At 70.4% G+C, this 24,334-nt stretch carries 26 protein-coding genes and 1 pseudogene; 15 read left to right on the forward strand and 12 right to left on the reverse strand.

The window, feature by feature from the left end:
- Window positions 1-43 precede the first annotated feature (43 nt).
- Window positions 44-2,143, reverse strand: coding sequence for a transketolase (gene tkt / locus AB0O91_RS04670; protein WP_363427823.1), 2,100 nt, complete (start codon window positions 2,141-2,143; stop codon window positions 44-46).
- A 474-nt stretch (window positions 2,144-2,617) separates the two neighbouring features.
- Between tkt and AB0O91_RS04675 the strand changes: the two genes are divergently transcribed.
- Window positions 2,618-3,565: a heme o synthase gene (locus AB0O91_RS04675; protein WP_363427825.1), complete on the forward strand. Its 948-nt coding sequence runs from the start codon at window positions 2,618-2,620 to the stop codon at window positions 3,563-3,565.
- 55 nt (window positions 3,566-3,620) lie between these two features.
- Here the strand turns inward: AB0O91_RS04675 and AB0O91_RS04680 are convergent, their stop codons facing one another.
- The gene (locus AB0O91_RS04680) at window positions 3,621-4,262 is read right to left on the reverse strand and encodes a DUF2461 domain-containing protein (protein ID WP_363427827.1); all 642 of its coding nucleotides are present in this window, start codon (window positions 4,260-4,262) and stop codon (window positions 3,621-3,623) included.
- 72 nt (window positions 4,263-4,334) lie between these two features.
- On the opposite strand from AB0O91_RS04680, the gene AB0O91_RS04685 reads away from it, so the two are divergent.
- A complete protein-coding gene (locus tag AB0O91_RS04685) occupies window positions 4,335-4,673 on the forward strand; it encodes a hypothetical protein (protein WP_363427829.1) in 339 nt (112 codons plus the stop codon).
- 72 nt (window positions 4,674-4,745) lie between these two features.
- Here the strand turns inward: AB0O91_RS04685 and tgmC are convergent, their stop codons facing one another.
- The 5 genes from tgmC to AB0O91_RS04710 form a co-directional block, all read right to left on the reverse strand.
- Window positions 4,746-5,882 carry an ATP-grasp peptide maturase system methyltransferase gene (gene tgmC / locus AB0O91_RS04690; RefSeq protein ID WP_363427831.1) on the reverse strand — a complete coding sequence of 379 codons (1,137 nt, stop codon included), beginning with the start codon at window positions 5,880-5,882 and terminating at the stop codon, window positions 4,746-4,748.
- Window positions 5,879-6,844, reverse strand: coding sequence for an ATP-grasp ribosomal peptide maturase (gene tgmB / locus AB0O91_RS04695; protein WP_363427833.1), 966 nt, complete (start codon window positions 6,842-6,844; stop codon window positions 5,879-5,881). Before tgmB ends, tgmC begins: the two co-directional genes overlap by 4 nt.
- A complete protein-coding gene (gene tgmA / locus AB0O91_RS04700) occupies window positions 6,844-7,110 on the reverse strand; it encodes a putative ATP-grasp-modified RiPP (RefSeq protein WP_363427835.1) in 267 nt (88 codons plus the stop codon). Before tgmA ends, tgmB begins: the two co-directional genes overlap by 1 nt.
- A gap of 69 nt (window positions 7,111-7,179) precedes the next feature.
- Complete coding sequence (locus AB0O91_RS04705; RefSeq protein WP_363427837.1) at window positions 7,180-7,335, reverse strand: hypothetical protein; 156 nt, start codon at window positions 7,333-7,335, stop codon at window positions 7,180-7,182.
- Entirely contained in the window at window positions 7,332-7,817 is a 486-nt protein-coding gene (locus AB0O91_RS04710) for an ATP-binding protein (protein WP_363427839.1), read from the reverse strand. Before AB0O91_RS04710 ends, AB0O91_RS04705 begins: the two co-directional genes overlap by 4 nt.
- 442 nt (window positions 7,818-8,259) lie before the next feature.
- On the opposite strand from AB0O91_RS04710, the gene AB0O91_RS04715 reads away from it, so the two are divergent.
- The 3 genes and pseudogenes from AB0O91_RS04715 to AB0O91_RS04725 form a co-directional block, all read left to right on the forward strand.
- Window positions 8,260-9,261, forward strand: coding sequence for a hypothetical protein (locus AB0O91_RS04715; protein ID WP_363427841.1), 1,002 nt, complete (start codon window positions 8,260-8,262; stop codon window positions 9,259-9,261).
- A gap of 17 nt (window positions 9,262-9,278) precedes the next feature.
- Entirely contained in the window at window positions 9,279-9,809 is a 531-nt protein-coding gene (locus AB0O91_RS04720; RefSeq protein ID WP_363427843.1) for a GNAT family N-acetyltransferase, read from the forward strand.
- Between the two features lie 31 nt (window positions 9,810-9,840).
- A pseudogene (locus tag AB0O91_RS04725) lies at window positions 9,841-10,212 on the forward strand (NUDIX domain-containing protein); the annotation flags it as partial.
- A gap of 54 nt (window positions 10,213-10,266) precedes the next feature.
- Here AB0O91_RS04725 and AB0O91_RS04730 read toward each other — a convergent pair.
- Complete coding sequence (locus tag AB0O91_RS04730) at window positions 10,267-11,247, reverse strand: COX15/CtaA family protein (protein ID WP_363427845.1); 981 nt, start codon at window positions 11,245-11,247, stop codon at window positions 10,267-10,269.
- 199 nt (window positions 11,248-11,446) lie between these two features.
- On the opposite strand from AB0O91_RS04730, the gene AB0O91_RS04735 reads away from it, so the two are divergent.
- Both AB0O91_RS04735 and AB0O91_RS04740 read left to right on the forward strand, forming a co-directional pair.
- Window positions 11,447-12,766 carry a choice-of-anchor A family protein gene (locus tag AB0O91_RS04735; protein WP_363427847.1) on the forward strand — a complete coding sequence of 440 codons (1,320 nt, stop codon included), beginning with the start codon at window positions 11,447-11,449 and terminating at the stop codon, window positions 12,764-12,766.
- 319 nt (window positions 12,767-13,085) lie between these two features.
- Window positions 13,086-13,757 (forward strand): LAETG motif-containing sortase-dependent surface protein, encoded by a 672-nt coding sequence (locus AB0O91_RS04740; protein ID WP_363427849.1) that lies wholly within the window; start codon window positions 13,086-13,088, stop codon window positions 13,755-13,757.
- Between the two features lie 111 nt (window positions 13,758-13,868).
- Here AB0O91_RS04740 and AB0O91_RS04745 read toward each other — a convergent pair whose 3' ends face one another.
- Together AB0O91_RS04745 and AB0O91_RS04750 are read right to left on the reverse strand one after the other, a co-directional pair.
- Window positions 13,869-14,588, reverse strand: a complete 720-nt coding sequence (locus AB0O91_RS04745; RefSeq protein WP_363428199.1) for an ABC transporter permease — start codon at window positions 14,586-14,588, stop codon at window positions 13,869-13,871.
- 41 nt (window positions 14,589-14,629) lie between these two features.
- Window positions 14,630-15,559 (reverse strand): ABC transporter ATP-binding protein, encoded by a 930-nt coding sequence (locus tag AB0O91_RS04750; protein WP_363427851.1) that lies wholly within the window; start codon window positions 15,557-15,559, stop codon window positions 14,630-14,632.
- 164 nt (window positions 15,560-15,723) lie between these two features.
- Here AB0O91_RS04750 and AB0O91_RS04755 point away from each other — a divergent pair, with 164 nt between their 5' ends.
- From AB0O91_RS04755 to AB0O91_RS04790, 8 genes are read left to right on the forward strand one after another with little or no spacing between them, the layout of a single operon-like run.
- Complete coding sequence (locus AB0O91_RS04755; protein WP_363427853.1) at window positions 15,724-16,539, forward strand: helix-turn-helix domain-containing protein; 816 nt, start codon at window positions 15,724-15,726, stop codon at window positions 16,537-16,539.
- Between the two features lie 49 nt (window positions 16,540-16,588).
- A complete protein-coding gene (sufB, locus tag AB0O91_RS04760; RefSeq protein WP_363427855.1) occupies window positions 16,589-18,004 on the forward strand; it encodes a Fe-S cluster assembly protein SufB in 1,416 nt (471 codons plus the stop codon).
- A 56-nt stretch (window positions 18,005-18,060) separates the two neighbouring features.
- Window positions 18,061-19,293, forward strand: a complete 1,233-nt coding sequence (gene sufD / locus AB0O91_RS04765; protein ID WP_363427857.1) for a Fe-S cluster assembly protein SufD — start codon at window positions 18,061-18,063, stop codon at window positions 19,291-19,293.
- A gap of 5 nt (window positions 19,294-19,298) precedes the next feature.
- Window positions 19,299-19,616: a bifunctional 3-phenylpropionate/cinnamic acid dioxygenase ferredoxin subunit gene (locus AB0O91_RS04770; RefSeq protein WP_350506658.1), complete on the forward strand. Its 318-nt coding sequence runs from the start codon at window positions 19,299-19,301 to the stop codon at window positions 19,614-19,616.
- A gap of 6 nt (window positions 19,617-19,622) precedes the next feature.
- A complete protein-coding gene (sufC, locus tag AB0O91_RS04775) occupies window positions 19,623-20,387 on the forward strand; it encodes a Fe-S cluster assembly ATPase SufC (protein ID WP_363427859.1) in 765 nt (254 codons plus the stop codon).
- Window positions 20,384-21,643, forward strand: a complete 1,260-nt coding sequence (locus tag AB0O91_RS04780; protein ID WP_363427861.1) for a cysteine desulfurase — start codon at window positions 20,384-20,386, stop codon at window positions 21,641-21,643. Before sufC ends, AB0O91_RS04780 begins: the two co-directional genes overlap by 4 nt.
- A 20-nt stretch (window positions 21,644-21,663) precedes the next feature.
- Window positions 21,664-22,116 carry a Fe-S cluster assembly sulfur transfer protein SufU gene (sufU, locus tag AB0O91_RS04785; RefSeq protein WP_188303625.1) on the forward strand — a complete coding sequence of 151 codons (453 nt, stop codon included), beginning with the start codon at window positions 21,664-21,666 and terminating at the stop codon, window positions 22,114-22,116.
- A 21-nt stretch (window positions 22,117-22,137) separates the two neighbouring features.
- A complete protein-coding gene (locus tag AB0O91_RS04790; RefSeq protein ID WP_363427863.1) occupies window positions 22,138-22,536 on the forward strand; it encodes a metal-sulfur cluster assembly factor in 399 nt (132 codons plus the stop codon).
- A gap of 341 nt (window positions 22,537-22,877) precedes the next feature.
- Here AB0O91_RS04790 and AB0O91_RS04795 read toward each other — a convergent pair whose 3' ends face one another.
- Both AB0O91_RS04795 and AB0O91_RS04800 read right to left on the reverse strand, forming a co-directional pair.
- Complete coding sequence (locus AB0O91_RS04795) at window positions 22,878-23,522, reverse strand: Sua5/YciO/YrdC/YwlC family protein (protein ID WP_363427865.1); 645 nt, start codon at window positions 23,520-23,522, stop codon at window positions 22,878-22,880.
- 62 nt (window positions 23,523-23,584) lie between these two features.
- The gene (locus tag AB0O91_RS04800) at window positions 23,585-24,331 is read right to left on the reverse strand and encodes a phytanoyl-CoA dioxygenase family protein (protein ID WP_363427867.1); all 747 of its coding nucleotides are present in this window, start codon (window positions 24,329-24,331) and stop codon (window positions 23,585-23,587) included.
- Between the last annotated feature and the right edge of the window lie 3 nt (window positions 24,332-24,334).

Below are 24,334 nucleotides of genomic sequence, written 5' to 3' on the forward strand. Positions count from 1 at the left end.
GGCCGCGTGCCCGCGTGCGGGCGGGCACGCGGCCCGGACGCGCTTAGCGGTTGACGGCTTCGAGGGAGCGCAGGGCGTTGTGCGCCTCGGCCACCACGCGCTCGGCGGTCAGGCCGAACTCCTCGAACAGCACCTTGTAGTCGGCGGAGGCGCCGAAGTGCTCCAGCGACACGATCCGGCCGTGGTCGCCGACCAGCTCGCGCCAGCCCTGGGCGATGCCGGCCTCGACCGAGACCCGGGCCTTCACCGACGGCGGCAGCACGCTGTCGCGGTAGGCCTGGTCCTGCTCCTGGAACCACTCGAAGGACGGGACGGAGACCACCCGGGTGGCGATGCCCTCGGCCTCCAGCACCTCGCGGGCCTGGACGGCCAGCTGGACCTCGGAGCCGGTGCCCAGCAGGATCAGCTGCGGGTCGCCGTTGCCGGCCTCGGCCAGCACGTACGCGCCCTTGGCGGTGCCCTCGGCGGAGGCGAAGACCTCGCGGTCGAAGGTCGGGACGTTCTGGCGGGTGAGCGCCAGGCCGACCGGGCCGGGGTGGGTGGTCTGGCGCTCGATGACGGTGCGCCAGGCGACGGCGGTCTCGTTGGCGTCGGCCGGGCGGACCATGCTCAGGCCCGGGATGGCGCGCAGCGAGGCCATGTGCTCGACCGGCTGGTGGGTCGGGCCGTCCTCGCCGAGGCCGATCGAGTCGTGCGTCCAGACGTAGGTGACCGGCAGCTTCATCAGCGCGGCCAGGCGGACGGCCGGGCGCATGTAGTCGGCGAAGACCAGGAAGGTGCCGCCGTACACGCGGGTCTTCCCGTGCAGCGCGATGCCGTTCATGGTCGAGCCCATGGCGTGCTCGCGGATGCCGAAGTGGATCGTCCGGCCGTACGGGCTGGCGGACTTCAGCGGGTTGCCCTCGGGGAGGAAGGAGCTGTCCTCGTCGATCGTGGTGAGGTTGGACTCCGCGAGGTCGGCCGAGCCGCCCCACAGCTCCGGGATCACCGCGCCGAGCGCCTTGAGGGTCTCGCCGGAGGCCTTGCGGGTGGCGACGTCCTTGCCGGCCGGGAAGGAGGGGATGGCCTTCTTCCAGCCCTCGGGCAGTTCGCCGGCCTGGATGCGGTCGAACTCGGCGGCCCGGTGGGCGTCGGCGGCGCGCCAGGCGTCGAAGCCCTGCTGCCACTGGTCGCGGGCGGCCTTGCCGCGCTTGATGACCTGGCGGGCGTGCTCGATGACCTGGTCGCTGACCTCGAAGGTCTTCTCCGGGTCGAAGCCCAGGACCTTCTTGGTGGCGGCGATCTCGGCGGCACCGAGCGCGGAGCCGTGGGCCTTGGCGGTGTTCTGGGCGTCCGGGGCCGGCCAGGCGATGATCGTCCGCATCGCGATCAGCGACGGCCGGGAGGTCTCGGCCTTGGCCGCCTCCAGCGCACCGGCGAGGGCCTCGACGTCGATGTCGCCGTTGGCCTTCGGGGTGACGCGCTGCACGTGCCAGCCGTAGGCCTCGTAGCGCTTGAGGACGTCCTCGGAGAAGGCGGTCTCGGTGTCGCCCTCGATCGAGATGTGGTTGTCGTCGTACACGGCGACCAGGTTGCCCAGCTTCTGGTGGCCGGCCAGCGAGGACGCCTCGGCGGAGATGCCCTCCTCCAGGTCGCCGTCGGAGACGATGGCCCAGATGGTGTGGTCGAAGGGGGACTCCCCGGCCGACGCCTCCGGGTCGAACAGGCCGCGCTCGTAGCGGGCGGCCATCGCCATGCCCACGGCGTTGGCGATGCCCTGGCCGAGCGGGCCGGTGGTGGTCTCGACGCCGGCGGTGTGGCCGTGCTCCGGGTGGCCCGGGGTGCGGCTGCCGGCCACGCGGAAGGCCTTGAGGTCGTCCAGCTCCAGGCCGTAGCCGGAGAAGTACAGCTGGGTGTAGAGGGTCAGGCTGGTGTGCCCGGGGGAGAGGACGAAGCGGTCGCGGCCGACCCAGGCCGGGTCGGTCGGGTCGTGGCGCAGGAAGCGCTGGAAGATCAGGTACGCGGCGGGGGCCAGCGACATGGCCGTCCCGGGGTGCCCGTTACCGACCTTCTGGACAGCGTCCATCGCCAGGACCCGCGCCGTGTCAACCGTGCGCTCGTCCAGGTCGCTCCACTCGAATGCGTTCTTCGGCGCAGTGCTCACCCTGTCTCAGGGCTCCTTCCATTGTGAAGAGTGACCCCGTGAATGGGGACCGGGTCGGCCACGGCGCTGTGGGCCCGACTGTGGTTGGTGCCGGTCACGGAGGGTAGATCCCGCTTCTCCGTGCGAGCCTACCGCCCGGGCCGGGGCTCACCCTCCGTGCCGGGACAACCGGGATTTCCGCATGCTGATTCCCACTAGGGCGTTCTGACATGTTTTGTCCAGACTCTCCCGGTTCGGCGGTGCGCGCCGCCCGGGTGGTCGGGACGGGTTGCGCGGGACCCGCCGGGCCCGTTCCGCGGCCGTTCCGGGGCGTCACCCGGTCGGCTCAGCCGGTCGCGCGGGATCCGCCTCGCCGGGGGACCCCGGAGCCGGATGGGATATATGGAGCGTCTAAGGTGGCGTGGTACGCGCAGAGCGGACGATTCGGGACCCTTCGTTCCTATGGACGCCTGCGAGGATTCATCTTCAGTTGGGGTGTTAGTGACCGCCGTCGAAACCCGTCCCGCCGGGGTCACCGGGGCGACTCCTGCGCACCGGCCGATCGGGGCCCGTGTCGGCGCGTTCGTCGCACTGACCAAGCCGCGGATCATCGAGCTGCTGCTGATGAGCACGGTGCCGGTGATGTTCCTGGCCCAGCAGGGCGTGCCGAACATGCTGCTGGTGCTGAAGGTCGTGGTCGGCGGTTACCTGTCGGCGGGCGGCGCCAACGCCCTCAACATGTACATCGACCGCGACATCGACGCGCTGATGACCCGCACCGAGCGGCGACCGATCGTCACCGGGATGGTCTCCCCGCGCGAGGCGCTGGTCTTCGGCATCACGCTCGGTGTCCTCTCCACCCTGCTGCTCGGCTTCGGCGTCAACTGGCTCTCCGCCGGACTGGCGCTCGGCGCGCTGCTGTTCTACGTGTTCGTCTACACGCTCGGGCTCAAGCGGCGCACCTCGCAGAACATCGTCTGGGGCGGCATCGCCGGCTGCATGCCGGTGCTGATCGGCTGGTCCTCGGTGACGAACTCGGTCTCCTGGGCGGCGGTCGCGCTGTTCCTGGTGGTGTTCTTCTGGACCCCGCCGCACACCTGGGTGCTGTCGATGAAGGTGCGCGACGACTACGAGCGGGCCGGCGTGCCGATGCTGCCGGTCGTCAAGGGCAACGTCGCGGTCGGCAAGCAGGTCGTCGCCTACTCCTGGGTGATGGTCGCGGTGTCGCTGGCGGTATGGCCGCTCGGGCACATGAGCTGGCTGTACCCCGTCGTCGCGGTGCTGCTCGGCGGGTTCTGGCTGCGCGAGGCGCACGCGCTGTACGGGCGGGCCAAGGCCGGGATCGTCGGCGCGAAGCTGAAGGAGATGCGGCTGTTCCACTGGTCGATCACCTACCTGTCGCTGCTGTTCGTGGTGTGCGCGATCGACCCGTTCGTGAAGTAGGGCCCGTTCCTCGCAGGAAGAGCCCCGGTCCTGGTGGACCGGGGCTCTTCCGTGTTCAGCGACCCGGTAGTTCCGACGGGCCGACGTGGCCGTCCAGCCAGTCGCGGAGCGGCTGGGAGGCGCGCAGGAAGCCGGCGATCCGGGTGTGGGCGGTCCGGGTGCCGAGCCACTTCGCGGGCTCCCACTCCTGCCAGGCGACCAGGCCCTTGTGGCGCAGCAGCTCGATCCGCGGGTGGTCCTTGGGGTAGCCGCGCGGGGCGGACTTGAGGCTGTCCCGGCCGTGCACCTGCGGGCCGGCCTTCTCGACGGCGGCGATCACCCGCAGCAGCTCGGCGCCGCCGACGTCCTCGGCGACGGCGGCGCGGTAGCGGTCCAGCTGGTCGGGGGCGAGCTGGTACATGCCGTTGCCGCAGGCCAGGCCGTCGGCGGAGAGCTGGATGTAGCCGCCGGTCTCCAGGTGGGCGCCGATGTGGGTCTTGTACGGGGACTTGTCGGCGGAGAACCGGACGTCGCGGTTGGGGCGGAAGATCTTGCCCTGCCCGAACTCCGGCTCCAGCTCGGCGAGCAGCAGCTCCATCGGGGCCCGCACGGCGTCGTCGTACTGCTCCCTGTGGGCCTGCCAGAAGGTCTTGGAGTTGTCGGCTTCGAGGTGCTCGTAGAAGTCGAGGGCCTCGGCCGGCCAGCCTTTGAACGTCATGCTCCGAGTATGTGTCCCGGTGCACAGGGCGCTCCCGTCGCCAGCTTCTCTACCGGTGGGTAGCATGCGGGCATGAGCAGCGCAGAGACCGCCACCGCCGCCGCGCCGGACGCCCGCACCGAGCGCCGCGCCAAGCGCATCGCCAAGCACCTGACCAGCTTCGCCCGGCAGCACGGCGGCAGCGCCGACGCGGTCGTCGAGTACGTCGGCGACGTGGCCACCCGCATCGTCGTGGTCGGCGCGGACGGCGCCTGGGGCGACCAGGTGGCCCCGACCTACGCCGTCGGCCGCCGCGCCGCGGAGCTGGCGGGTCTGACCCTGCACGAGAACTTCGAGGGCGAGCTGGGGCTGAAGGTGAGGACCGGCCCGTACGAGTGGAAGCGGATGGCCGGCATCCAGCTCGGCGGCTGAGGACCGCTGGTACGGCTTGGTACGGCGAACGGCCCGGCTCCCCCAGGTGGGGGAGCCGGGCCGTTCGCCGTTTCAGATGGGGAGGTTCCAGCCCGGGCCGTTCTCGTGGCTGATCCAGACGCGCTGGCCCGACGGCGAAATGGTGATGCCGAAGCCCTCCTGGTGCGGCTCGCCCGCGTCCTGCCAGGTCTCGACGGCGATTTCCACCTGGTCCCAGAGGCGGAGCGGGCCGCGCTGGACGACGGTCCAGCCACCGTCGGGGGTGGGGGCGGTCCGGGCCTGGGAGCCGGTGGCCACGTCGGAGAGGATCTGGTGCGCGCCGGCTCCCATCCGCTCGGCGGAGGGAGCCGCGAGCTGCGCGACCCAGCTGCCGGTCCAGGTGCTGATGGTCTCGGGGTCGATCCGGGTCGGGCGTTCGTCGCCGGGGAGCAGCGACAGGCTCTGGCGGGGCGGCCGGTCGTGGGGGCGGGCGATCATGAAGCTGGTGTAGCCGGGCAGGAAGCGGCCGGTGGCTTCTCCGGGGCCGGTCACGTCGAGGAGGGCGAGACCGAAGCCGAAGGACCAGCCGGACAGGGTGACCAGGATCCGGCCGCCGGGCTTCACCTGGTGCAGCCACGGGGGCGGGACGTAGCGGACCGCGCAGGTGGCGATGAGGCGGTCGTACGGTTCTCCGTCCGGGTCACCGAGTAGCCCGTCGCCGATGATCAGGCGCGGCGAGTGGCCGGCGGCCTTGAGGGCGGCCGCGGCGGCCTCGCCGACCCGGGGGTCGTACTCGATGCTGGTGAGGTTGCCGTCGCCGAGCCGGTGTGTGCCGAGGGCGGTCGAGTAGCCGGTTCCGGTGCCGATCTCCAGGACCCGGTGCCCGGCCTCGGTGTCGAGTTGGTGCCACATGCGCAGGACCAGGGACGGCAGGGTGGACGACGAGGTCGGGGCTCCGGTCGCGGTGCCGTCGGTCACGTCCTCGGGGCGGGTGTGTCCGTCGAGTTGGGTGACGAGGGTTTCGTTCGAGTAGACGTGCTCCAGCCAGCCGGGGTCGCCCTTGAACACGGGCCGGTAGGCGGAGCCTCCCGAGACCGGAAGGAAGAACGATCCTGTGAACAGTTCTCGGGGGACCGACCGGGCGGCACTGTCCCATGCCGGATCGGTGATCGCGTCCTCCCCGGTGAACGCGTCCACCATGGCGGCGCGGAGCTGTTCCGATGTGCTCATGCGGTGGTGCCTTTCGCTAGTTGGTCGGCGATGGCGCGGGCGATCGCCCTGGTGGTCTCGTCCGGCTGCCAGGCCCACTGGCCGTTCGGGTTGCACTCAAGGAAGTACCAGTCCCCGGAGAGAGTCACGGCGAAGTCGAACGCTCCGTACACCAAACGGAGTTGGTGGAGGAATGCGTCGATCGAACGGGTAACCGGTTCGGGGACGTCGATCCGTGTGCACGTCATCCGGTCCTGGCGTCGACGCCAGTCGAGATCGGGGCTGTCGATCCGGACGCCGAACGTGCGGTCGCCGACGGCGGTCACCCGGACGTCGAAGGCCTTGGGCACCTTCGCCTGGAACATGTGCGGGCACGCGCCGATCGCTGCGGTGAGTTCGCTGCCGGACACTTCACGCACCCATACGGCGTGAGGCTGCCCGTCGACCGAGTAGGGGGTGTTCCAGAGTGGTTTGTAGACCGCCCCCGAGGCTTGCGACGCCACGAACTCCTGTGCCTCCTGCACGCTGTTCGTGATCACCGTGTCGGGGACCAGGAACCCGAGCCGTTGCGCGGCGGCCAGCTGCGCCGGCTTGTGCTCGGCGGCGCGGTTGGCCCACGGGTAATTCACGTACTGCGCGTCGGGAAGCGACGCGAGGATGCCGCCCGCACCCCAGAGGCACTGCGAGGTGGCGAACCGGCGGTCCTGCCCGTCCAGGTCGGGCGGGCCCTTGTAGGGCGAGGCCCGGCGAACCCAGACGGACCGGACTTGGGAGAGGTTCAGTTCACGGGTGGCGGTGCTCAGGGTGCCCCGCTGGTCGCCCGTGCGGTACGCGGCGGTCAGCGAGGCACCCGTGTGCAGGTCGGTGCCGGGATCAAGGCGGACCACCGGGATGCGGCGTTCCGCGAGGATCCGCAGGACCGCGTCCGCTGTCACGTCCAGGGGATTGGTCAGCACTAGGACCGACCTGCTCCGGTTGTTCATCAGCCGGAACTCTGGTCCTGGTCGTAGGACTCGGTGCTGTCGGCATCGGTGGCTCCGCCGGGCCCGGCCCCGTCACCGGGCGAGGTGGTGGTGGGCGTGAGCCCGCTGGTGCTGGTGCCGTGCGCGCCCAACTCGACCGTGCGGCCGTGCTCGTCCAGGAACATGGCGATCTGCGTCTCGGGGTCGATCACGGGCGTGAGGGTGGGGGCCGGTCCGGGGTGGGGGTACGGGCCCATGCGGGTGGTGCCCCAGGGTGCGGTGGTCATCTGTGCTGCATCTCCTCGTTCAGGGTGGTCCGTCCGCGCCGCCGGGTCGGCGGCGCGGACGGGAGTTCATCAGTGGGAGCGGTTGATCAGTGCGAGGGCCGCGACGACGATGTGCAGCCCGGCTGCGGCGGAGACGCCGTAGGCGGCCCAGACCTGCGGGGGGTCGGGGGTGGGTGGCGGCGCTGGCGCGGCGTTGGGATCGTCGTGCGGGGGTGGTGAGTTCACCGGGGAATCGCGAGGTCGGCGTGGACGACCTTGCCGTGCGGGAGGAGGGCGACGCCCCAGCGGCCGCGGGTGAGCCGGTGGACCAAGGCCAGGCCCCGGCCGGACGTCGCGTCGGGCCCGGCCTGGAGCATCACGGGCATCGTCCTGGAGCCGTCACCGACGAGGATGCGGACGATGTGGTCGGCCGGATGGCGGAGGCCGACGAGCATACGGGTGTGGCAGCCGGTCCTGAGGGAGTTGGTGGCCAACTCGCTGACGATCACGGCGGCGTCGTCCACCACGTCGTCCAGCCCCCATTCGCGCAGCTGCGCGCCGACGAACCGGCGCGCAGCTGCCACCGACTCCGACTGGTAGGGGAGGCGGACGATCGCCGGTGCGACGCGCTCATCATCAGTGGCCTCGCCGCCGGTGATTGCTGGAGTGCAGTGAGGCTGTTCACTGTCGACGCCTGAGACTGCTGACAGCGTGCTGGGTGGAGACATCGAGGTCACTCCCTCGGGTGGTCCGATTGGCCCCTCTCTGGTGCTCGATCTGCCAGCGAGGTATTCCTAGTTCACCGGCTCGAGATGACGCGTGGGGTCTGAGCGGCCGGACGTTTCACCGGACGTTTGGGCTTGGCTGAGGTCTCCGACTACGGGGGGTCATGTGGCGGAACGATCGCTTGCCGGATTGAGGAAGGCAGCTGGGTACACGCAAGAGAGCTTCGTCGCAGCGTTCCTCGACATGGCGCAACGTATGCATGTCCGCGCTGCAGTGAGTGTGCGTCAGCTCCGGAGATGGGAGTCTCCCGGCCCGCCGTTGCCGCATCCTGGCCAACAGGCGGTACTTGAGGCGTTGTTGGGAGTCCCGCTTGATGAGCTGGGATTTACAGTGCCCAGCGGGCGAGCCCGCAGCGTCCCAAGCGCCGGGTGCAAAGTGGGTGCGGTGCAGAGGCGACAGTTCGTTGTAGATGTCGGCGCACTTCTTGGGGCTTCGGTTCTTGCCCCTGTACAGGTTGGTCGTCGGATCGGTGCAGCCGATGTCCAGGTGTTCAGGGCCAAGGTTGCAGATCTGTACGCCATCGATCACACGCAAGGTGGCCGCGTCGCCCGGCGGGCCGCTGCTCAGGTTTTGCAGAGTGTTGAGAACGCTGTGACCGGAGGGGTCTATCTCGCTCCGGTCGGGCGTGACCTTCACGCCCTGGTTGGAACGATTCACTCCCACCTCGGCTGGATCGAGTTCGACGCGGGAAGGAAGGCGGCTGCGCGTGCAGCATGTACTGAGGCGCTGACCTCGGCCCGTCTGGTTGGCGACCCGCTGCTGGAAGTTCGGTCGCTCGACAGTCTGTCTCTGCTTGCCGTGGAACAGAGGCGGCCGTGGGAGGCGATTGCGGCGGCGACCGCGTCTGGGGAGATCGCGCAGAGGCATGGCGGGCCGAAGGTGAAGTCAGTGGTCGCCTTGCGGCAGGCGCGGGCACTGTCGTCTGCCGGTGACCATGCAGGCGCCCGCCGCGCCCTCTCTCAGGCGCTAACGTGGCAAGACCGATCGGATAGCGACACTGATGCGCCGCCATGGACGGCATTTGCAGGTCGGGTTGAGGTGGACTATGCAACCGCCGCGTGGCATGTCGGAGCTGGGCAACTCGCGCATGCGATTCCGTTTCTTCGATCTGCCGTTGAGCTGCTCGGCCCGAAATTCAGCCGAAACGCGGCGCTGTACCGGGCACGTCTTGCCGAGGTGCTCATGAAGGCCGGCAACGTTGAGGAAGCGTGCGCAGAGGCGGTAGCTAGCGCCAGCGCGGCGCAGGGAATGGCCTCGGCTAGGTTGGCAGATCGGTTGAGTTCGGTGGCCTCCTTGGCTGTTCGAGTCGACACGGCAGTGGCGCGAGACTGCATCGAGGAACTTCGGGTGCTTGGGGTTTCGGCCCGGAAACAGAGGATGGTGTGACGGTGGCGGTTCGGCTCTTGGACGGGGAGCAGACGGCCGGGCTGGAGGGGCAGTTGAGGGAGGTGTTCTCCGATGCGTTTGCGGAGCCTCCCTACAACGAAGGGCCGGCCGACGTGGAGCGGGCGTTTCGGCGGTTCCGCTCGCAGGTACGTCGGCGGGGATTCCGGGCGGTGATTGCCTTCGACAGCGACACCGTGGTGGGCATGGCGTACGGCTACCCGCTGTCGGCGAACACCGGATGGTGGGACACCTTGATCGATCCCGTGCCCGAGGAGCTCCGGTCCGAGGACGGAAAGCGCACGTTCGGACTCTTCGAGCTGGCGGTCCGGCCCGAGTGGCGCCGCCAGGGCGTCGCCACTCGCATGCATCGCGTCCTCATCGAAGGAATCGACAACGCCCGGGTGATGCTGAATACCCGGCCGGAGGCGACTGCGGCCGGGGCGTCCTACCGGGCGTGGGGCTACGAGCGCGTCGGGTCGGCGATCCCGTGGGAGGGTGCGGCCCGGCATGACGTGATGGTCCTCGACCTGACCCAACCAGTGGTGTGAGCGTGGGCCCCAGTCGTTGCCGTTCCACTCGGTGTCCGTCGCGGGGGTGGTGGTGCGGGAGGACGGGCAGGTGTTGGCGATTCGGCGGGCGGACAACGGGGCTCGGGAGGCGCCGGGTGGCGTGCTGGAGCTGGACGAAGTGATTGATGACGGGGTGTGTCGCGAGGTTCGTGAGGAGACCGGGGTCTACAAGAACCTGCAGCGAGGGGTCGGCGCGCTTGTGTTCCGCTGTCGGCCGGTGGGTGGAGTAGCGCGGGGCTCGGAAGAGTCGATTGAAGCTGGGTGGCTCACGCCGGGGGAGGTCTCCGAGCGGATGGGGGAGGTGGATGCCGTACGAGGCCTGGACGCGCTGCGGGACGATGCCGTGCCAAGCATCCGGGCGCATGACGGGCGACAACTGCTGCGACCGCACGGCGAAGGCCCCCAACGAAAATCGATGGGGGCCTTCGCCACTGCCTCAGACCGCGGCGGGTTGGGGGGTCTGGGTGGGGAGTTGGTCGATGGTGTCCTCCGCCGCGCGGGTGCGGAGGGCGAGGGGGATGCGGAGGGCGGCGATCCAGGTGAGGGTCGCGCCCAGCATGTGGAGGACGACCATCAGTTCGGGGGCGTCGGTGAAGTACTGGATGAAGCCGAGGACGCCCTGAAGGAGGAGGACGATCAGGAGTTCCTTGGCGCGGGACTTCGCGCTCTGGGGGGCCTTGATCGCTGCGAAGACGAAGATCATCGCGATGGTGAGGCCGACCGAGACGAAGGCGAAGTCGGCGTGGAACTGGGCCAGCCGGTCGTAGTCGATCGGGATGCGGGGGACGATCTTGTTGTCCTGGGGCGTACCCGGGTGGTGGCCGGCGCCGGTGACCAGGGTGCCCGCCGCGACCAGCAGGCCGACGACCGTCACCAGGACGTAGGAGAGCTGGTGGATCGGGCGGGCCACCGAGAGCTTCGGTGCGCCGTCGCCTTCCTTGGAGCGCTCCCACATCAGCAGCGCCACCCAGACCAGCGCCATCGCGGCGATCATGTGCAGCGCGACGGTGTACGGGTTGAGGCCGGTCAGCACGGTGATGCCGCCGAGGACGGCGTTGCTCATCACCAGCCAGAACTGGGCCCAGCCGAGCTTCGTCAGGCCGTGCCGCCAGGGGCGGTGGCAGCGGGCCGCGAGGATCGCCCAGCCGACGGCCGCGCTCAGCACGTAGGTGAGCATCCGGTTGGTGAACTCGACGATGCCGTGGAAGCCCATCTCGGGGGTGGGCGTGAGGCTGTCGGCGGTGCAGCGGGGCCAGGTCGTACAGCCGAGGCCGGAGGCGGTGAGCCGGACGGCGCCGCCGGTGACGACGATCACCACGCTCATCACCAGCGCGGCGAACGCGGCGCGCCGGACCATTGCGGCGGAGGGCTGCCAGCGCTCGGCGAGCAGGGAGAAGGGGGTACGCACGGGTCCCATCGTAGGTGGCCTTACAGGCGATCTTGGGGCGGGGCGCGGGGGCGGGCCGTACCCGAACGGGGAGGGAGCAAACGGGACTGTTCGGGCAAGGCGGTCATTGGTCTTGACCATTCACCCGTTTGGCCGAAAGAGTGCGGATTGGTCCATACCTTTTTTCGGGCCGTTCCCCCCTTCCCGCACACACGCGGAGATCCTGCACATGCGCATATCCACTTCCGCCGCCGCGCTCGCGGCCGGCGGCTCGCTCGCTTTGGCCGCGCTGATCGCTCCGGCCGCCCACGCCGTCGGCACCGTCGGCTCCGACCAGGAGTGCCGCAGCCTCGGGGTCGCCAACCTCTACGGAGAGTTCATCGAGGGCGACGACACCCACACCCCGGACGCCGAGGGCGCCGTGGCCGTCGGCGGCAACGCCGACTTCACCGGCGGGTTCTCCGTCGGCCAGGAGCTGACCGCCGCCGAGGTCGACGCCCTGCCCGGCAAGAACGCGCTGGTGGTGGCCGGCAAGATCACCGGCCACAACACCCAGGTGATGAAGGGCAACGGCGTCTACGGCTCCAAGGCCGACGGTGCCGTCGTCCAGGCCCACGCCGGCTCCGTCGCCCAGGGCGCCTCGCCGATCGACTTCAAGGCCGAGTTCGCCAAGCTGCGCGCCGCCGCCACCTCGTTGGCCGCCGTGCCGCAGACCGCCGGCGCCACCGTCGAGGCCAAGGGTGCCGAGCTCACCTTCACCGGCGGCGACGCCAGGTACAACAGCTTCACCGTCGACGCCGGCAAGCTCCAGGGCGCCAAGGACGTCTTCGTCAAGGTGCCGGCCGGCGCGGTCACCGTCATCAACGTGACCGGCGGCTCGTACGACATGGCGGCGGCCGGCACCACCGGCTTCCACCTCTGGGACGCGGGCAAGTCGGCCTTCGTGCTGGACGACAAGCTGCAGAGCGCGACGGGCGGCGCGATCCGGGCCAAGCTGCTCTGGAACTTCCCGACCGCGACCAAGGTGGTCAAGAACAGCAAGGCGGCCTGGGCGGGCACCGTGCTCGCGCCCAACGCGGCCTTCGACCTCGGCAGCGGCGGCCCGGTCAACGGCTCGGTGATCGCGGCCTCGCTGACCGGCAAGGGCGGCGCGGAGACCCACCACTACCCGTTCACCGGCTGCCTGCCGGGCACCACCGTGCCGACCACCCCGGCCACGCCGCCGGTGACCCCGCCGGTGACGCCGAGCGGCTCGCCGAGCGTCCCGGTGACGCCCAGCGCCTCGACCGGCCCGTCCGGCTCCCCGAGCGCCCCGGCGACCGGGAAGCCGAGCGCGAGCGGCTCGGCGAGCCCCTCCGCCTCCGCCTCGACCTCGGCGGCCGTTCCGGGCGCCTCGGCCAGCCCGTCCGCCCAGGCGAACGCGGGCGGCGACCTGGCGCACACCGGCTCCGGTCCGGTGCTGCCGCTGGCGATCGGCGGCGCCGTGGCGCTCGCGGCCGGTGGCGGGATCGTGGTGGCGGCCCGACGCAAGGCGGCCCGGAAGGCCTGACCCGACGGAACGCCCCGCGCGGTCGTCGACTGATCGACATGGCGCCCCTGGTGATCGAGCCTGATCGCCGGGGGCGCTTCTCTGTGGCCGAGGTGACGAAGTTCATTCAAGTTTGCCCAATCCGCGTTCTGCGAGGTGGCGGCTGTGATGGGCTGGGCAAGCACATCCGGGAACGGGCGGACAGACGAAATCCGGTCGTGCGGCGGGGTGTGGTGAGGTGCGGAAGTGCCGGTAGAGTCCCCCGGACATGTCGTAGCGGGCCTCCGCGAACACTCACAACACGCCTGCTGCGCAAGACCGTTCGGAGGGGAACAGGGTAATGGCGCGACAGCAGCGGCACATTCGGATGGGCGCGGCGGCACTCGCCGGAACGGCGGCGGCCGGAATTCTCCTGCCGCTGGCGCTGGCCACCAACGCCTCGGCGCACGTTCCGACCTGGTCGACGACCTGCGACAAGGTCGTGATCGACCTGATCAACTACAGCCCCAAGCCTGACGTGAAGAACACCGTCAGCCTCACCATCGGCGACGACAAGGTCCTGGACGCCAAGGAGTTCCCGGCGGAGTTCCACGGCACCTTCCCGGTGAAGGACCACGACGCCCCGCTCACGGCGCACCTGGTGGTCAAGACCACCGAGACCCCGGCCGAGAAGGGCTGGAGCATCGACGAGACCAAGACCATCGCGCCGTGCCACACCCCGACCCCGACGCCGACCCCGACCCCCACCAAGACGCCCACCCCCACCCCGACGCCGACCGACACCCCGTCGGCGACGCCCACCCCGAGCAGGACCCCGACGGCCACCCCGACCCCCACCCCCAGCAGGACCACGGTCGCCCCGGCGGCGCCCGCCCCCAGCGCCCCGGCGCTGGCCCAGACCGGTAGCAGCGACTCCACCCCGATCATCGCGGCGGCCGGCGCCGGCGTGCTGCTGGTCGGTGGCGCGCTGGTGCTGGTGGCCCGCAGGCGCCGGGGCGGCAGCGAGGGCTGACCGGGCTTCGGCCGACGGCGCACAGCGCCCCCGGGCCGGTAGCCGGCCCGACAACACGCAGCGCCCCCAGGCCGGTTGAGGCCTGGGGGCGCTGCGTTTCGTCGGCGCGGGCTACTCCCAGCGGAAGAACCGGGCGGCCGCGGCCAGCCCGAGGACGGACCAGCCGGCCAGGATGCCGAGGTCGGACCAGGGCACCCCGGCGCCGTGCTGGAGCACCGAGCGCAGCCCGTCGGAGAGCGCCGAGATCGGCAGCAGCTCCAGCACCGACCGGACGGCGTCCGGGAACCTGCTGAGCGGCACGATCACCCCGCCGGCCAGCAGCAGCAGGATGAACACCAGGTTGGCGGCGGCCAGGGTGGCCTCGGCCTTGAGGGTGCCGGCCATCAGCAGGCCGAGCCCGGAGAAGGCGGCGGTGCCGAGGACCAGCAGGGCGGCGACGGTGACGGGGTTGCCGTGCGGGGACCAGCCGAGCGCCAGCGCGATCACCGACAGCAGGGCGACCTGCAGCACCTCGGTGACCAGCACGCAGCCGGTCTTGGCGGTCAGCAGCGTCCAGCGCGGCAGCGGGCTGGCGCCGAGCCGCTTGAGCACGCCGTAGCGGCGCTCGAAACCGGTGGCGATGGCCTGCCCGGTGAAGGCGGTGGACATCACGGCCAGCGCGAGCAGGCCCGGCGCCAGGAAGTCGACCCGCTTGCCCGGGCCCTCCACGGTGACGACGTCGACGGCGGAGAACAGCACCAGCAGCACGGTCGGGATGACCACGGTGAGCAGCAGCTGCTCACCGTTGCGCAGCAGCATCCTGGTCTCGAAGGCGGTCTGGGCCAACAGCATCCGGCCGACGGGCGCGGCACCGGGCTTCGGTGCGTACGTGGTCACGAGCGGAGCTCCCGTCCGGTCAGGTCGAGGAAGACGTCTTCGAGGCTGCGGCGCTGCACGGCCAGCCGCTCGGGCAGGACGCCGGCGGTCGCGCACCACCCGGTGACGGTGGCCAGCAGTCGGCTGGGGTCGAGCGGCGCCTCGACCCGGTAGCTGCCGGGGGCGGTCTCGGTGGCGGTGGCGCCGGCGGGCAGCTCCCGGAGCAGCGGGCCGAGGTCGAGGCCGGGCGGGCCGTCGAAGCGCAGCGCGTCCTCGGCGCCGCCGCGGCAGAGCTGCTCGACGGTGCCGCCCGCGATCACCCTGCCGCGGTCGACGATCGCGACCTGGTCGGCGAGCTGCTCGGCCTCGTCCATGTGGTGGGTGGTGACCACCACGGTGACGCCGTCCCGGCGCAGGTCGCGGACCAGCTCCCAGGTGGCGCGGCGGGCCTGCGGGTCGAGGCCGGCGGTGGGCTCGTCCAGGAAGACCAGCTCGGGGCGGCCGACCACGGCCATCGCCAGGGCGAGCCGCTGCTGCTGGCCGCCGGAGAGCCGGCGGTAGGTGGTGCGGCCGCAGGAGCCGAGGCCGAGGCGCTCGACCAGGGCGTCGACGTCCAGCGGGTGGGCGTGCAGCTTGGCCGTGTGCCGGAGCATCTCGACGGCGCGCGCGCCCGCGTACACGCCCCCTGATTGGAGCATCACGCCGATCCGGGGCCGCAGGGCCGCGCTCTGGGTGACCGGGTCGAGGCCGAGGACGCGGACGGTGCCGGCGTCGGGGCGGCGGTAGCCCTCGCAGGTCTCGATGGTGGTGGTCTTGCCGGCGCCGTTGGGGCCGAGCACGGCGGTGATCGCGCCGCTGGTGATGGTCAGGTCGAGGCCGTCCACCGCGGTCTTGTCGCCGTAGTGCTTGACCAGCCCGGCGACCTGGACCGCGGGTTCGGAATGCATAGCGGCGAGTCTATGAGGGCCGAACGGGCGGGCCCGACACCGGCCTTGGTGATCGTTTTCGCAGGTCAGGTAAGGCTTGCCTGCGTGACAGATGACACGGGTGAGGCCTGGATCACGGCTTGTCCTCCCGGAAGTAATTACGCAACACTGGTGTTGTGAAAAACATGCGCGAGCACATCCCGCAGCAGGAGGCCGAGCCGGCCCCCGGCTGCGACGTGCCCGTGACGGCGGCCGAGGTGCTGCTGGAGGGCCACCGCGCCACCCGTGACCGGGTCGCCCGGTCGATCCTGGACCACGGCCCCTCCTCCGCCGCCGACCTGGCGACCCGGCTCGGCCTCACCGCCGCCGCCGTCCGCCGCCACCTCGACGGACTGGCCGCCGCCGGCCTGGTCGAGTCCCGCGAACAGCGGGTCTACGGCAGCCGCGGCCGGGGCCGCCCGGCCAAGGTCTTCGCCCTCACCGACGCCGGCCGGGACGCCTTCTACCAGGCGTACGACCAGCTCGCGGCCGACGCGCTGCGCTGGATCGCGGACTCCGTCGGCGGCGGCGAGGCGGGCGAGGAGGCGGTCGCCGCCTTCGCCCGCGCCCGGTTCGGCAAGCAGGCCGAGAAGTACCTGGAGACCCTGCGGCAGGCCGAGGCGCAGGAGCGTCCGGAGGCCCTGGCCCAGGCGCTGAGCGCGGACGGGTACGCTGCCACGGTGCGGCGTGTCCCGTCGGCCGTGGCCAAGGCCCCGGCGGGCGCCCAGCTCTGCCAGCACCACTGCCCGGTCGCGCACATCGCCGAGCAGTTCCCCCAGCTCTGCGAGGCGGAGACCGAGGTCTTCTCCCAGCTCCTGGGCACCCATGTGCAACGGCTGGCCACCATCGCCCACGGCGACGGGGTCTGCACCACCTATGTGCCGGCACCCGGTGCCGCATCGTCGCCCGCCCAGCGGTCCGCGGGCCACGGCTCCGATGCAGCGCCGACTGCCAGTACATGAAAATTCTGCGTCCACCGAAGATTCTGCGTCCGCGCGTTAGGAAGCTCGCATGACTGACACCGTTTCGCACCCGGAGCTCGAGGGCCTGGGCACTTACGAGTACGGCTGGGCCGACCCGGACACCGCTGGTGCCGCGGCCAAGCGCGGGCTCAGCGAGGAGGTCGTCCGCGACATCTCCGCGAAGAAGAACGAGTCCGAGTGGATGCTGAACCTCCGGCTCAAGGGCCTGAAGCTGTTCGGCAAGAAGCCCATGCCGACCTGGGGCTCCGACCTCACCGGCATCGACTTCGACAACATCAAGTACTTCGTCCGCTCCACCGAGAAGCAGGCCGAGTCCTGGGAGGACCTGCCCGCGGACATCAAGGCCACCTACGACAAGCTGGGCATCCCGGAGGCGGAGAAGCAGCGCCTGGTCGCCGGTGTCGCCGCCCAGTACGAGTCCGAGGTCGTCTACCACCAGATCCGCGAGGACCTGGAGGAGCAGGGCGTCATCTTCCTGGACACCGACACCGCGCTGCGCGAGCACCCGGAGCTGTTCAAGGAGTACTTCGGCACCGTCATCCCGGCCGGCGACAACAAGTTCGCCGCGCTGAACACGGCCGTGTGGTCCGGCGGCTCGTTCATCTACGTGCCGAAGGGCGTGCACGTCGACATCCCGCTGCAGGCCTACTTCCGGATCAACACCGAGAACATGGGCCAGTTCGAGCGGACGCTGATCATCGTCGACGAGGACGCCTACGTCCACTACGTCGAGGGCTGCACCGCGCCGATCTACTCCTCCGACTCGCTGCACTCCGCGGTCGTCGAGATCATCGTCAAGAAGGGCGGCCGCTGCCGCTACACGACCATCCAGAACTGGTCGAACAACGTCTACAACCTGGTCACCAAGCGCGCCGTGGCGTACGAGGGCGCGACCATGGAGTGGGTCGACGGCAACATCGGCTCCAAGGTCACCATGAAGTACCCGGCCGTCTACCTGATGGGCGAGCACGCCAAGGGCGAGACCCTGTCGATCGCCTTCGCGGGCGAGGGCCAGCACCAGGACGCCGGCGCCAAGATGGTGCACATGGCGCCCAACACCTCGTCCAACATCGTCTCCAAGTCGGTGGCGCGCGGTGGCGGCCGGACCTCCTACCGCGGTCTGATCGAGATCGGCGAGGGCTCCAAGGGCGCCAAGTCCAACGTGCTGTGCGACGCGCTGCTGGTCGACACGATCTCCCGCTCGGACACCTACCCGTACGTGGACGTCCGCGAGGACGACGTGTCCATGGGCCACGAGGCGACGGTCTCCAAGGTCAGCGAGGACCAGCTGTTCTACCTGATGAGCCGCGGCCTGACCGAGTTCGAGGCGATGGCGATGATCGTCCGCGGCTTCGTCGAGCCGATCGCGCGCGAGCTGCCGATGGAGTACGCGCTGGAGCTCAACCGGCTGATCGAGCTGCAGATGGAGGGCGCGGTCGGCTGACGACCAGCCGCAGACCGCCCCACCGACTTTTCGAGGAAGAGAGCACTACGACAGCCATGGCTGACGTCCAGAACACCACCGGCTCCACCACCGCCGGTTCGATCGAGGTCGGCACCGCCGGCGCGGGCGCGCAGCTCGCCGGCCCCGGCACCGGCCGCACCGCGGTCCAGCAGCCGATCGACGCGCGCGTCGCGGTCAAGCCGTCCTTCGACGTGAACGACTTCCCGGTGCCCACCGGCCGCGAGGAGGACTGGCGGTTCACCCCGCTGCACCGTCTCGCCGGCCTGCACGACGGCACCGCGGCCGAGGCCGCGCGCGGCGAGGACAAGGTCGAGCTCGGGCTGCCCGACGGCGTCACCGCCGAGACCGTCGGCCGCGACGACGCCCGCCTGGGCAAGGCCGGCACGCCGGTCGACCGGGTCGCGGCGCAGGCCTTCAGCGCCTTCGAGCAGGCGCTGGTCGTCACCGTGCCCAAGGACGCGGTGCTGACCGAGCCGGTCAAGATCGACGTGCGCGCCGGGGGCGGGGTCGGCTTCGCCCACGTGGTGATCGACGTCAAGCCGTTCGCCGAGGCCGTCGTGGTGCTCAACCACGAGGGCACCGGCACCCGGGCCGCCAACGTCGAGCTGCTGGTCGGCGACGGCGCCAAGCTCACCTTCGTCTCGGTCCAGGACTGGGACCGGGACACCGTCCACGTCGCCCAGCACAACGCGCTGGTCGGCCGGGACGCCTCGTACAAGTCCGTGGTCGTCACCTTCGGCGGCGACCTGGTCCGCCTGCACCCCCGGGTCAACTACGCCGCCCCCGGCGGCGAGGCCGAGCTGTTCGGCCTGTACTTCGCCGACGCCGGCCAGCACCTGGAGCACCGCCTGGTCATCGACCACGACACGCCGCACTGCCGGTCGAACGTGGCGTACAAGGGCGCGCTGCAGGGCCAGGACGCCCACGCGGTCTGGGTCGGCGACGTGCTGATCCGCGCGGCCGCGGTCGGCACCGACACCTACGAGCTCAACCGGAACCTGGTGCTCACCGACGGCGCCCGGGTCGACTCGATCCCGAACCTGGAGATCGAGACCGGCGAGATCGTCGGCGCCGGCCACGCCTCGGCGACCGGCCGCTTCGACGACGAGCAGCTGTTCTACCTGATGGCCCGGGGCATCCCGGCCGACGAGGCCCGCCGCCTGGTGGTCCGCGGCTTCTTCGCCGAGCTGCTCCAGCAGATCGGCGTGGCCGAGGTCCAGGAGCAGCTCCTGGAGAAGATCGACGCCGAGCTCGAAGCGGCGGTCTGATCCCGATGAGCTTCCTCCGTGCCTGCGCGCTGAGCGACCTCCAGGAGGACGTGCCCAAGCGCGTGGACCTCAACGGCGTGCCGGTCTCGGTCGTCCGCACCGACGAGGGGGTGTTCGCGATCAACGACACCTGCTCGCACGCGAACGTCTCGCTCTCGGAGGGCGAGGTCGAGGACTGCATGATCGAGTGCTGGCTGCACGGTTCCAGCTTCGACCTGCGCACCGGCAAGCCCTCCGGCCTGCCCGCCACCAAGCCGGTCGCTGTCTACCCCGTAAAGATCGAAGGGGACGATGTGCTCGTCTCCGTCAACCAGGAGTCCTGAGTACCCATGGCAACCCTTGAAATCCGCGACCTGCACGTCTCCGTCGAGGCCGAGAACGGCCCGCGCGAGATCCTGAAGGGCGTCGACCTGACCGTGAAGCAGGGCGAGACCCACGCCATCATGGGTCCGAACGGCTCCGGCAAGTCCACCCTGGCCTACTCGCTGGCCGGCCACCCCAAGTACACCGTCACCGGCGGCACCGTGCTGCTGGACGGCGAGGACGTCCTGGAGATGTCCGTCGACGAGCGTGCCAAGGCCGGCGTCTTCCTGGCCATGCAGTACCCGGTCGAGGTCCCCGGCGTCTCGGTCTCCAACTTCCTGCGCACCGCCGCCACCGCCGTCCGCGGCGAGGCCCCCAAGCTGCGGCTGTGGGTCAAGGAGGTCAAGGAGGCGATGGCCGCCCTGCAGATGGACCCGGCGTTCGCCGAGCGCAACGTCAACGAGGGCTTCTCCGGCGGTGAGAAGAAGCGCCACGAGATCCTCCAGCTGGAGCTCCTCAAGCCGAAGATCGCGATCCTCGACGAGACCGACTCCGGCCTGGACGTCGACGCGCTGCGGATCGTCTCCGAGGGCATCAACCGGGTCCGCTCCACCGGCGAGGTCGGCACCCTGCTGGTGACCCACTACACCCGCATCCTGCGGTACATCAAGCCCGACCACGTCCACGTCTTCGCGGGCGGCCGCATCGTCGAGTCCGGCGGTGCCGAGCTGGCCGACAAGCTGGAGAACGAGGGCTACGAGGCGTATGTGAAGGGGGGCGCGTCCGCGTGACGCATCCGTTCACGGGACTGCTCGACACCGACGCGATCCGCAAGGACTTCCCGGTCCTCCAGCGGCTGCTGCACGACGACAAGCCGCTGGTCTACCTGGACAACGCGGCCACCTCGCAGAAGCCGCGCCAGGTGCTGGAGGCGCTGACCGCCTACTACGAGCGGCACAACGCCAACGTCCACCGCGGCGTGCACGTGCTCGCCGAGGAGGCCACGGCGCTGTACGAGGGCGCCCGGGACAAGGTCGCGGCCTTCGTCAACGCGCCGAGCCGCAACGAGGTGATCTTCACCAAGAACGCCTCGGAGTCGCTCAACCTCGTTGCCAACATGCTGGGTTGGGCCGACGAGCCGTACCGGGTGGACGCCGACTCCGAGATCGTGATCACGGAGATGGAGCACCACTCCAACATCGTCCCGTGGCAGCTGCTCTCGCAGCGCACCGGTGCGAAGCTCAAGTGGTTCGGGCTGACCGACGAGGGCCGGCTCGACCTGTCGGACATCGACGAGCTGATCACCGAGAAGACCAAGGTGGTCTCCTTCACCCTGGTCTCCAACCTGCTGGGCACGGTCAACCCGGTCGAGACGATCGTCCGCAAGGCCCAGTCGGTCGGCGCGCTGGTCGTCATCGACGCCTCGCAGGCCGCCCCGCACATGGTGCTGGACGTCCAGGCCCTGGAGGCCGACTTCGTCGCCTTCACCGGCCACAAGATGCTGGCCCCGACCGGCATCGGCGTGCTCTGGGGCCGCCAGGAGCTGCTGGAGGACCTCCCGCCGTTCCTCGGCGGCGGCGAGATGATCGAGACCGTCACCATGGGCTCGTCCACCTACGCCCCGGCGCCGCACAAGTTCGAGGCCGGCACCCCGCCGATCGCCCAGGCGGTCGGGCTCGGCGCGGCCATCGACTACCTGTCGGCGATCGGCATGGAGAAGGTCGCCGCGCACGAGCACGCGATCACCGAGTACGCGGTGGAGCGCCTGCTGGAGGTCCCCGACCTGCGGATCATCGGCCCGCGCACGGCCGTGGACCGCGGTGCCGCGATCTCCTTCACGCTCGGCGACATCCACCCGCACGACGTGGGCCAGGTGCTGGACGAGCAGGGCATCGCCGTGCGCGTCGGACACCACTGCGCGCGGCCGGTCTGCCTGCGGTACGGAATTCCGGCGACCACGCGGGCGTCGTTCTACCTGTACTCGACGCCGGGCGAGGTCGACGCGCTGATCGACGGCCTGCACCACGTCCGGAACTTCTTCGGCTGACGGGACGGGGCAGGACGACCATGAAGCTCGACTCGATGTACCAGGACATCATCCTGGACCACTACCGCAACCCGCACGGCAAGGGGCTGCGGGACGGCGACGCCGAGGTGCACCACGTCAACCCGACGTGCGGCGACGAGATCACCCTGCGGGTGAAGCTCGACGGCGCGACGGTCACCGACGTCTCGTACGAGTCCCAGGGCTGTTCGATCAGCCAGGCCAGCGCCTCGGTGCTGAACGACCTGGTGGTCGGCAAGACCGTCGGCGAGGCGCAGGCGGTCCAGGAGGCCTTCCTGGAGCTGATGCAGAGCAAGGGCCAGGGCGAGGGCGACGAGGAGGTGCTGGAGGACGCGGTCGCGTTCGCCGGCGTCTCCAAGTACCCGGCCCGGGTCAAGTGCGCCCTGCTCAGCTGGATGGCCTGGAAGGACGCCACCGCCCAGGCGCTCGCCCAGCACCCCGCCGTGAACGACTGATCCTGCAGAGGAGGACAGACCATGAGTGACGAGAGCACCACCACCGCCGACGCCACGGCCTCCGCTGCGGAGGAGCAGCCGACCGGCCTGATCGTCGGCACCACCGCCGGCACCGTCTCGGTCGAGGACCTGACCGAGGCCCTGATGGACGTCGTCGACCCCGAACTGGGCATCGACGTCGTCAACCTGGGCCTGATCTACGGCATCCACATCGACGAGTCCGACGTGGCCACCATCGACATGACGCTCACCTCGGCGGCCTGCCCGCTGACCGACGTCATCGAGGACCAGGCCAAGACGGCCACCGACGGCCTCGTCCAGGACCTGCGGATCAACTGGGTCTGGATGCCGCCGTGGGGCCCGGACAAGATCACCGACGACGGCCGCGAGCAGCTGCGGGCGTTGGGCTTCAACGTCTGATCGGTGTCTTTTGCTTCTTGCTGCTGCCCGGGACTTCTTCGGAAGTCCCGGGCAGCGGTGTTTTTGCTGCACCCCCGCGTGACCTGCTGCGTTGGAAACGTTCACCGCCGTTCCCCACCATCCACCCCCCACCCGCCTCTCGGCGGGTGCCCGCCCCCGGCCTGGCCGGGCGCGGCCGAGCTGGGCGGTACGCGGCGCCGATAGGACAGGATGACGCACCTGCTGGAGCGACAGGGCGTCTTTCGGCCGACACTCACTGGACCGATGGGATCGCGGTGTCTCGGCGGCGAACGATGCCTGAGGTTCGTCCACCGGTGATCGTGGAGCGCAGGTGCTCTCGGTCATGACACTTGGCGGTCGAGCACAGCCGAGATCGCCCGTTCGTGGACGAGGCCGGCCCGAATGAGGCGGGTAGCTGGCGTCGAGCAGTCGACGATGGTGAGGTGGTTGGCGGCCGGCGAGACTCCTCCGTCAAGGATGACGGCCGCCTTGACGCCGGTGGAGTCCAGGAACTGCTGGACCTCCCCGACCGTGATCGCAGGGCCAGGCGCGTCCACTCCCGCGTCGCCCGAGATGTTGACGGTCGTTGCCGCCACTGGCGTGCGGGCCTCCGCCGCGAGGGCGCCGAGTGGGCCCGACGAGTTGGTGGTGAGGGCCGGCGACCCGACTGAGGGGTGCTGTGCCCCGACGTCCGTGCTCTGCCAGGGAAGGAGCATGGCGAGGTCGCCGGGCCAGAAGGCGGCGGCCAGTTGCCTGGCCTCGGGGTGGATGACGAACTGCTTCTCGCACTCCTCCAGGGAGGGGGTGACGAGTACGAGGGACTTGGCGCGTGCCCGCTGCTTGCCGTCGAAGATGCTGTTGCAGGCGGCCAGGTTCGTGGCGTCGGCGCAGATCATGTACCAGCGATCGGTGGGCACGATGACGAGTTCGCCGACCTCCAGGGCGCGGGCGGCGGCGGTGAGTTGTTCTGCTGGGATCGGTCGCACAGGTATCCCTCCGTCTGGGAGTCAGTGGACGGGCCGGGCGTGATCCCGGCCCTGCTGGGAGTTCACGCGGGCTGTGACAGCCCCGGGTAGTCGAGCCACGGGTCTTGTAGTGCCTGCAGCCGCCGCCGGGCGTGGTCGGGGTGCTCTACGCGGAAGTACGCCATGATCCGTGGCTCCGGGCTGAGGTTGCGGCCCACGGCGTGGGGGACGAGGTGGTGCATCAGCAGCAGGTCGCCGGGCTGGCCGAGGAACGGGATGCCGACATGCGCGTCGATGTCGGGTGGGACCTGCTCGGTGATGCCGAGCGACCACTGGGTGCGAAACCAGTCGGCCATGGCCAGGTGTCCGCCCGGTTGGTAGCGCAGGGCCCCGCCCTGCGGGTCGGTGATGTCGGACAGCACGACGCCTACCAGCAGCGAGAAGGTTCGAAGCTCGACGGGGTCGAGATGCGGGCAGGCGACGCCGTCCACGTGCATCGCCTTCTCCGGCTGGGGCTGTTCGAGCTGGCCCTCGGGGATGCGGATCTGGAGCTGCACGCTGGAGACGGGGCGAACGGTGCCGAGCAGATCTTGGGCGAGCTCGGCGGCCGGGGGCGCGGAGAAGAGCGCGAGCAGATCGGGGTGGCTTCCGAGCTCCGGTGCGAAGGTCCGCTGCGTGTAGGCGTTGATGAGCTCAGGGTTCATCGACTCGCGGTACCAGTCGGTGACCAGTTCACGGGCTCGGACGATCTGGTCGTCGGGAACGGCGCCGCGCCTGACGAGCAGGCCGTCGCGCATGAAGGCGTGCTTCTCTGCGGCGGTGAGGGCCACGGG

This window comes from Kitasatospora sp. NPDC089797, assembly GCF_040684795.1.
GTDB lineage: Bacteria > Actinomycetota > Actinomycetes > Streptomycetales > Streptomycetaceae > Kitasatospora.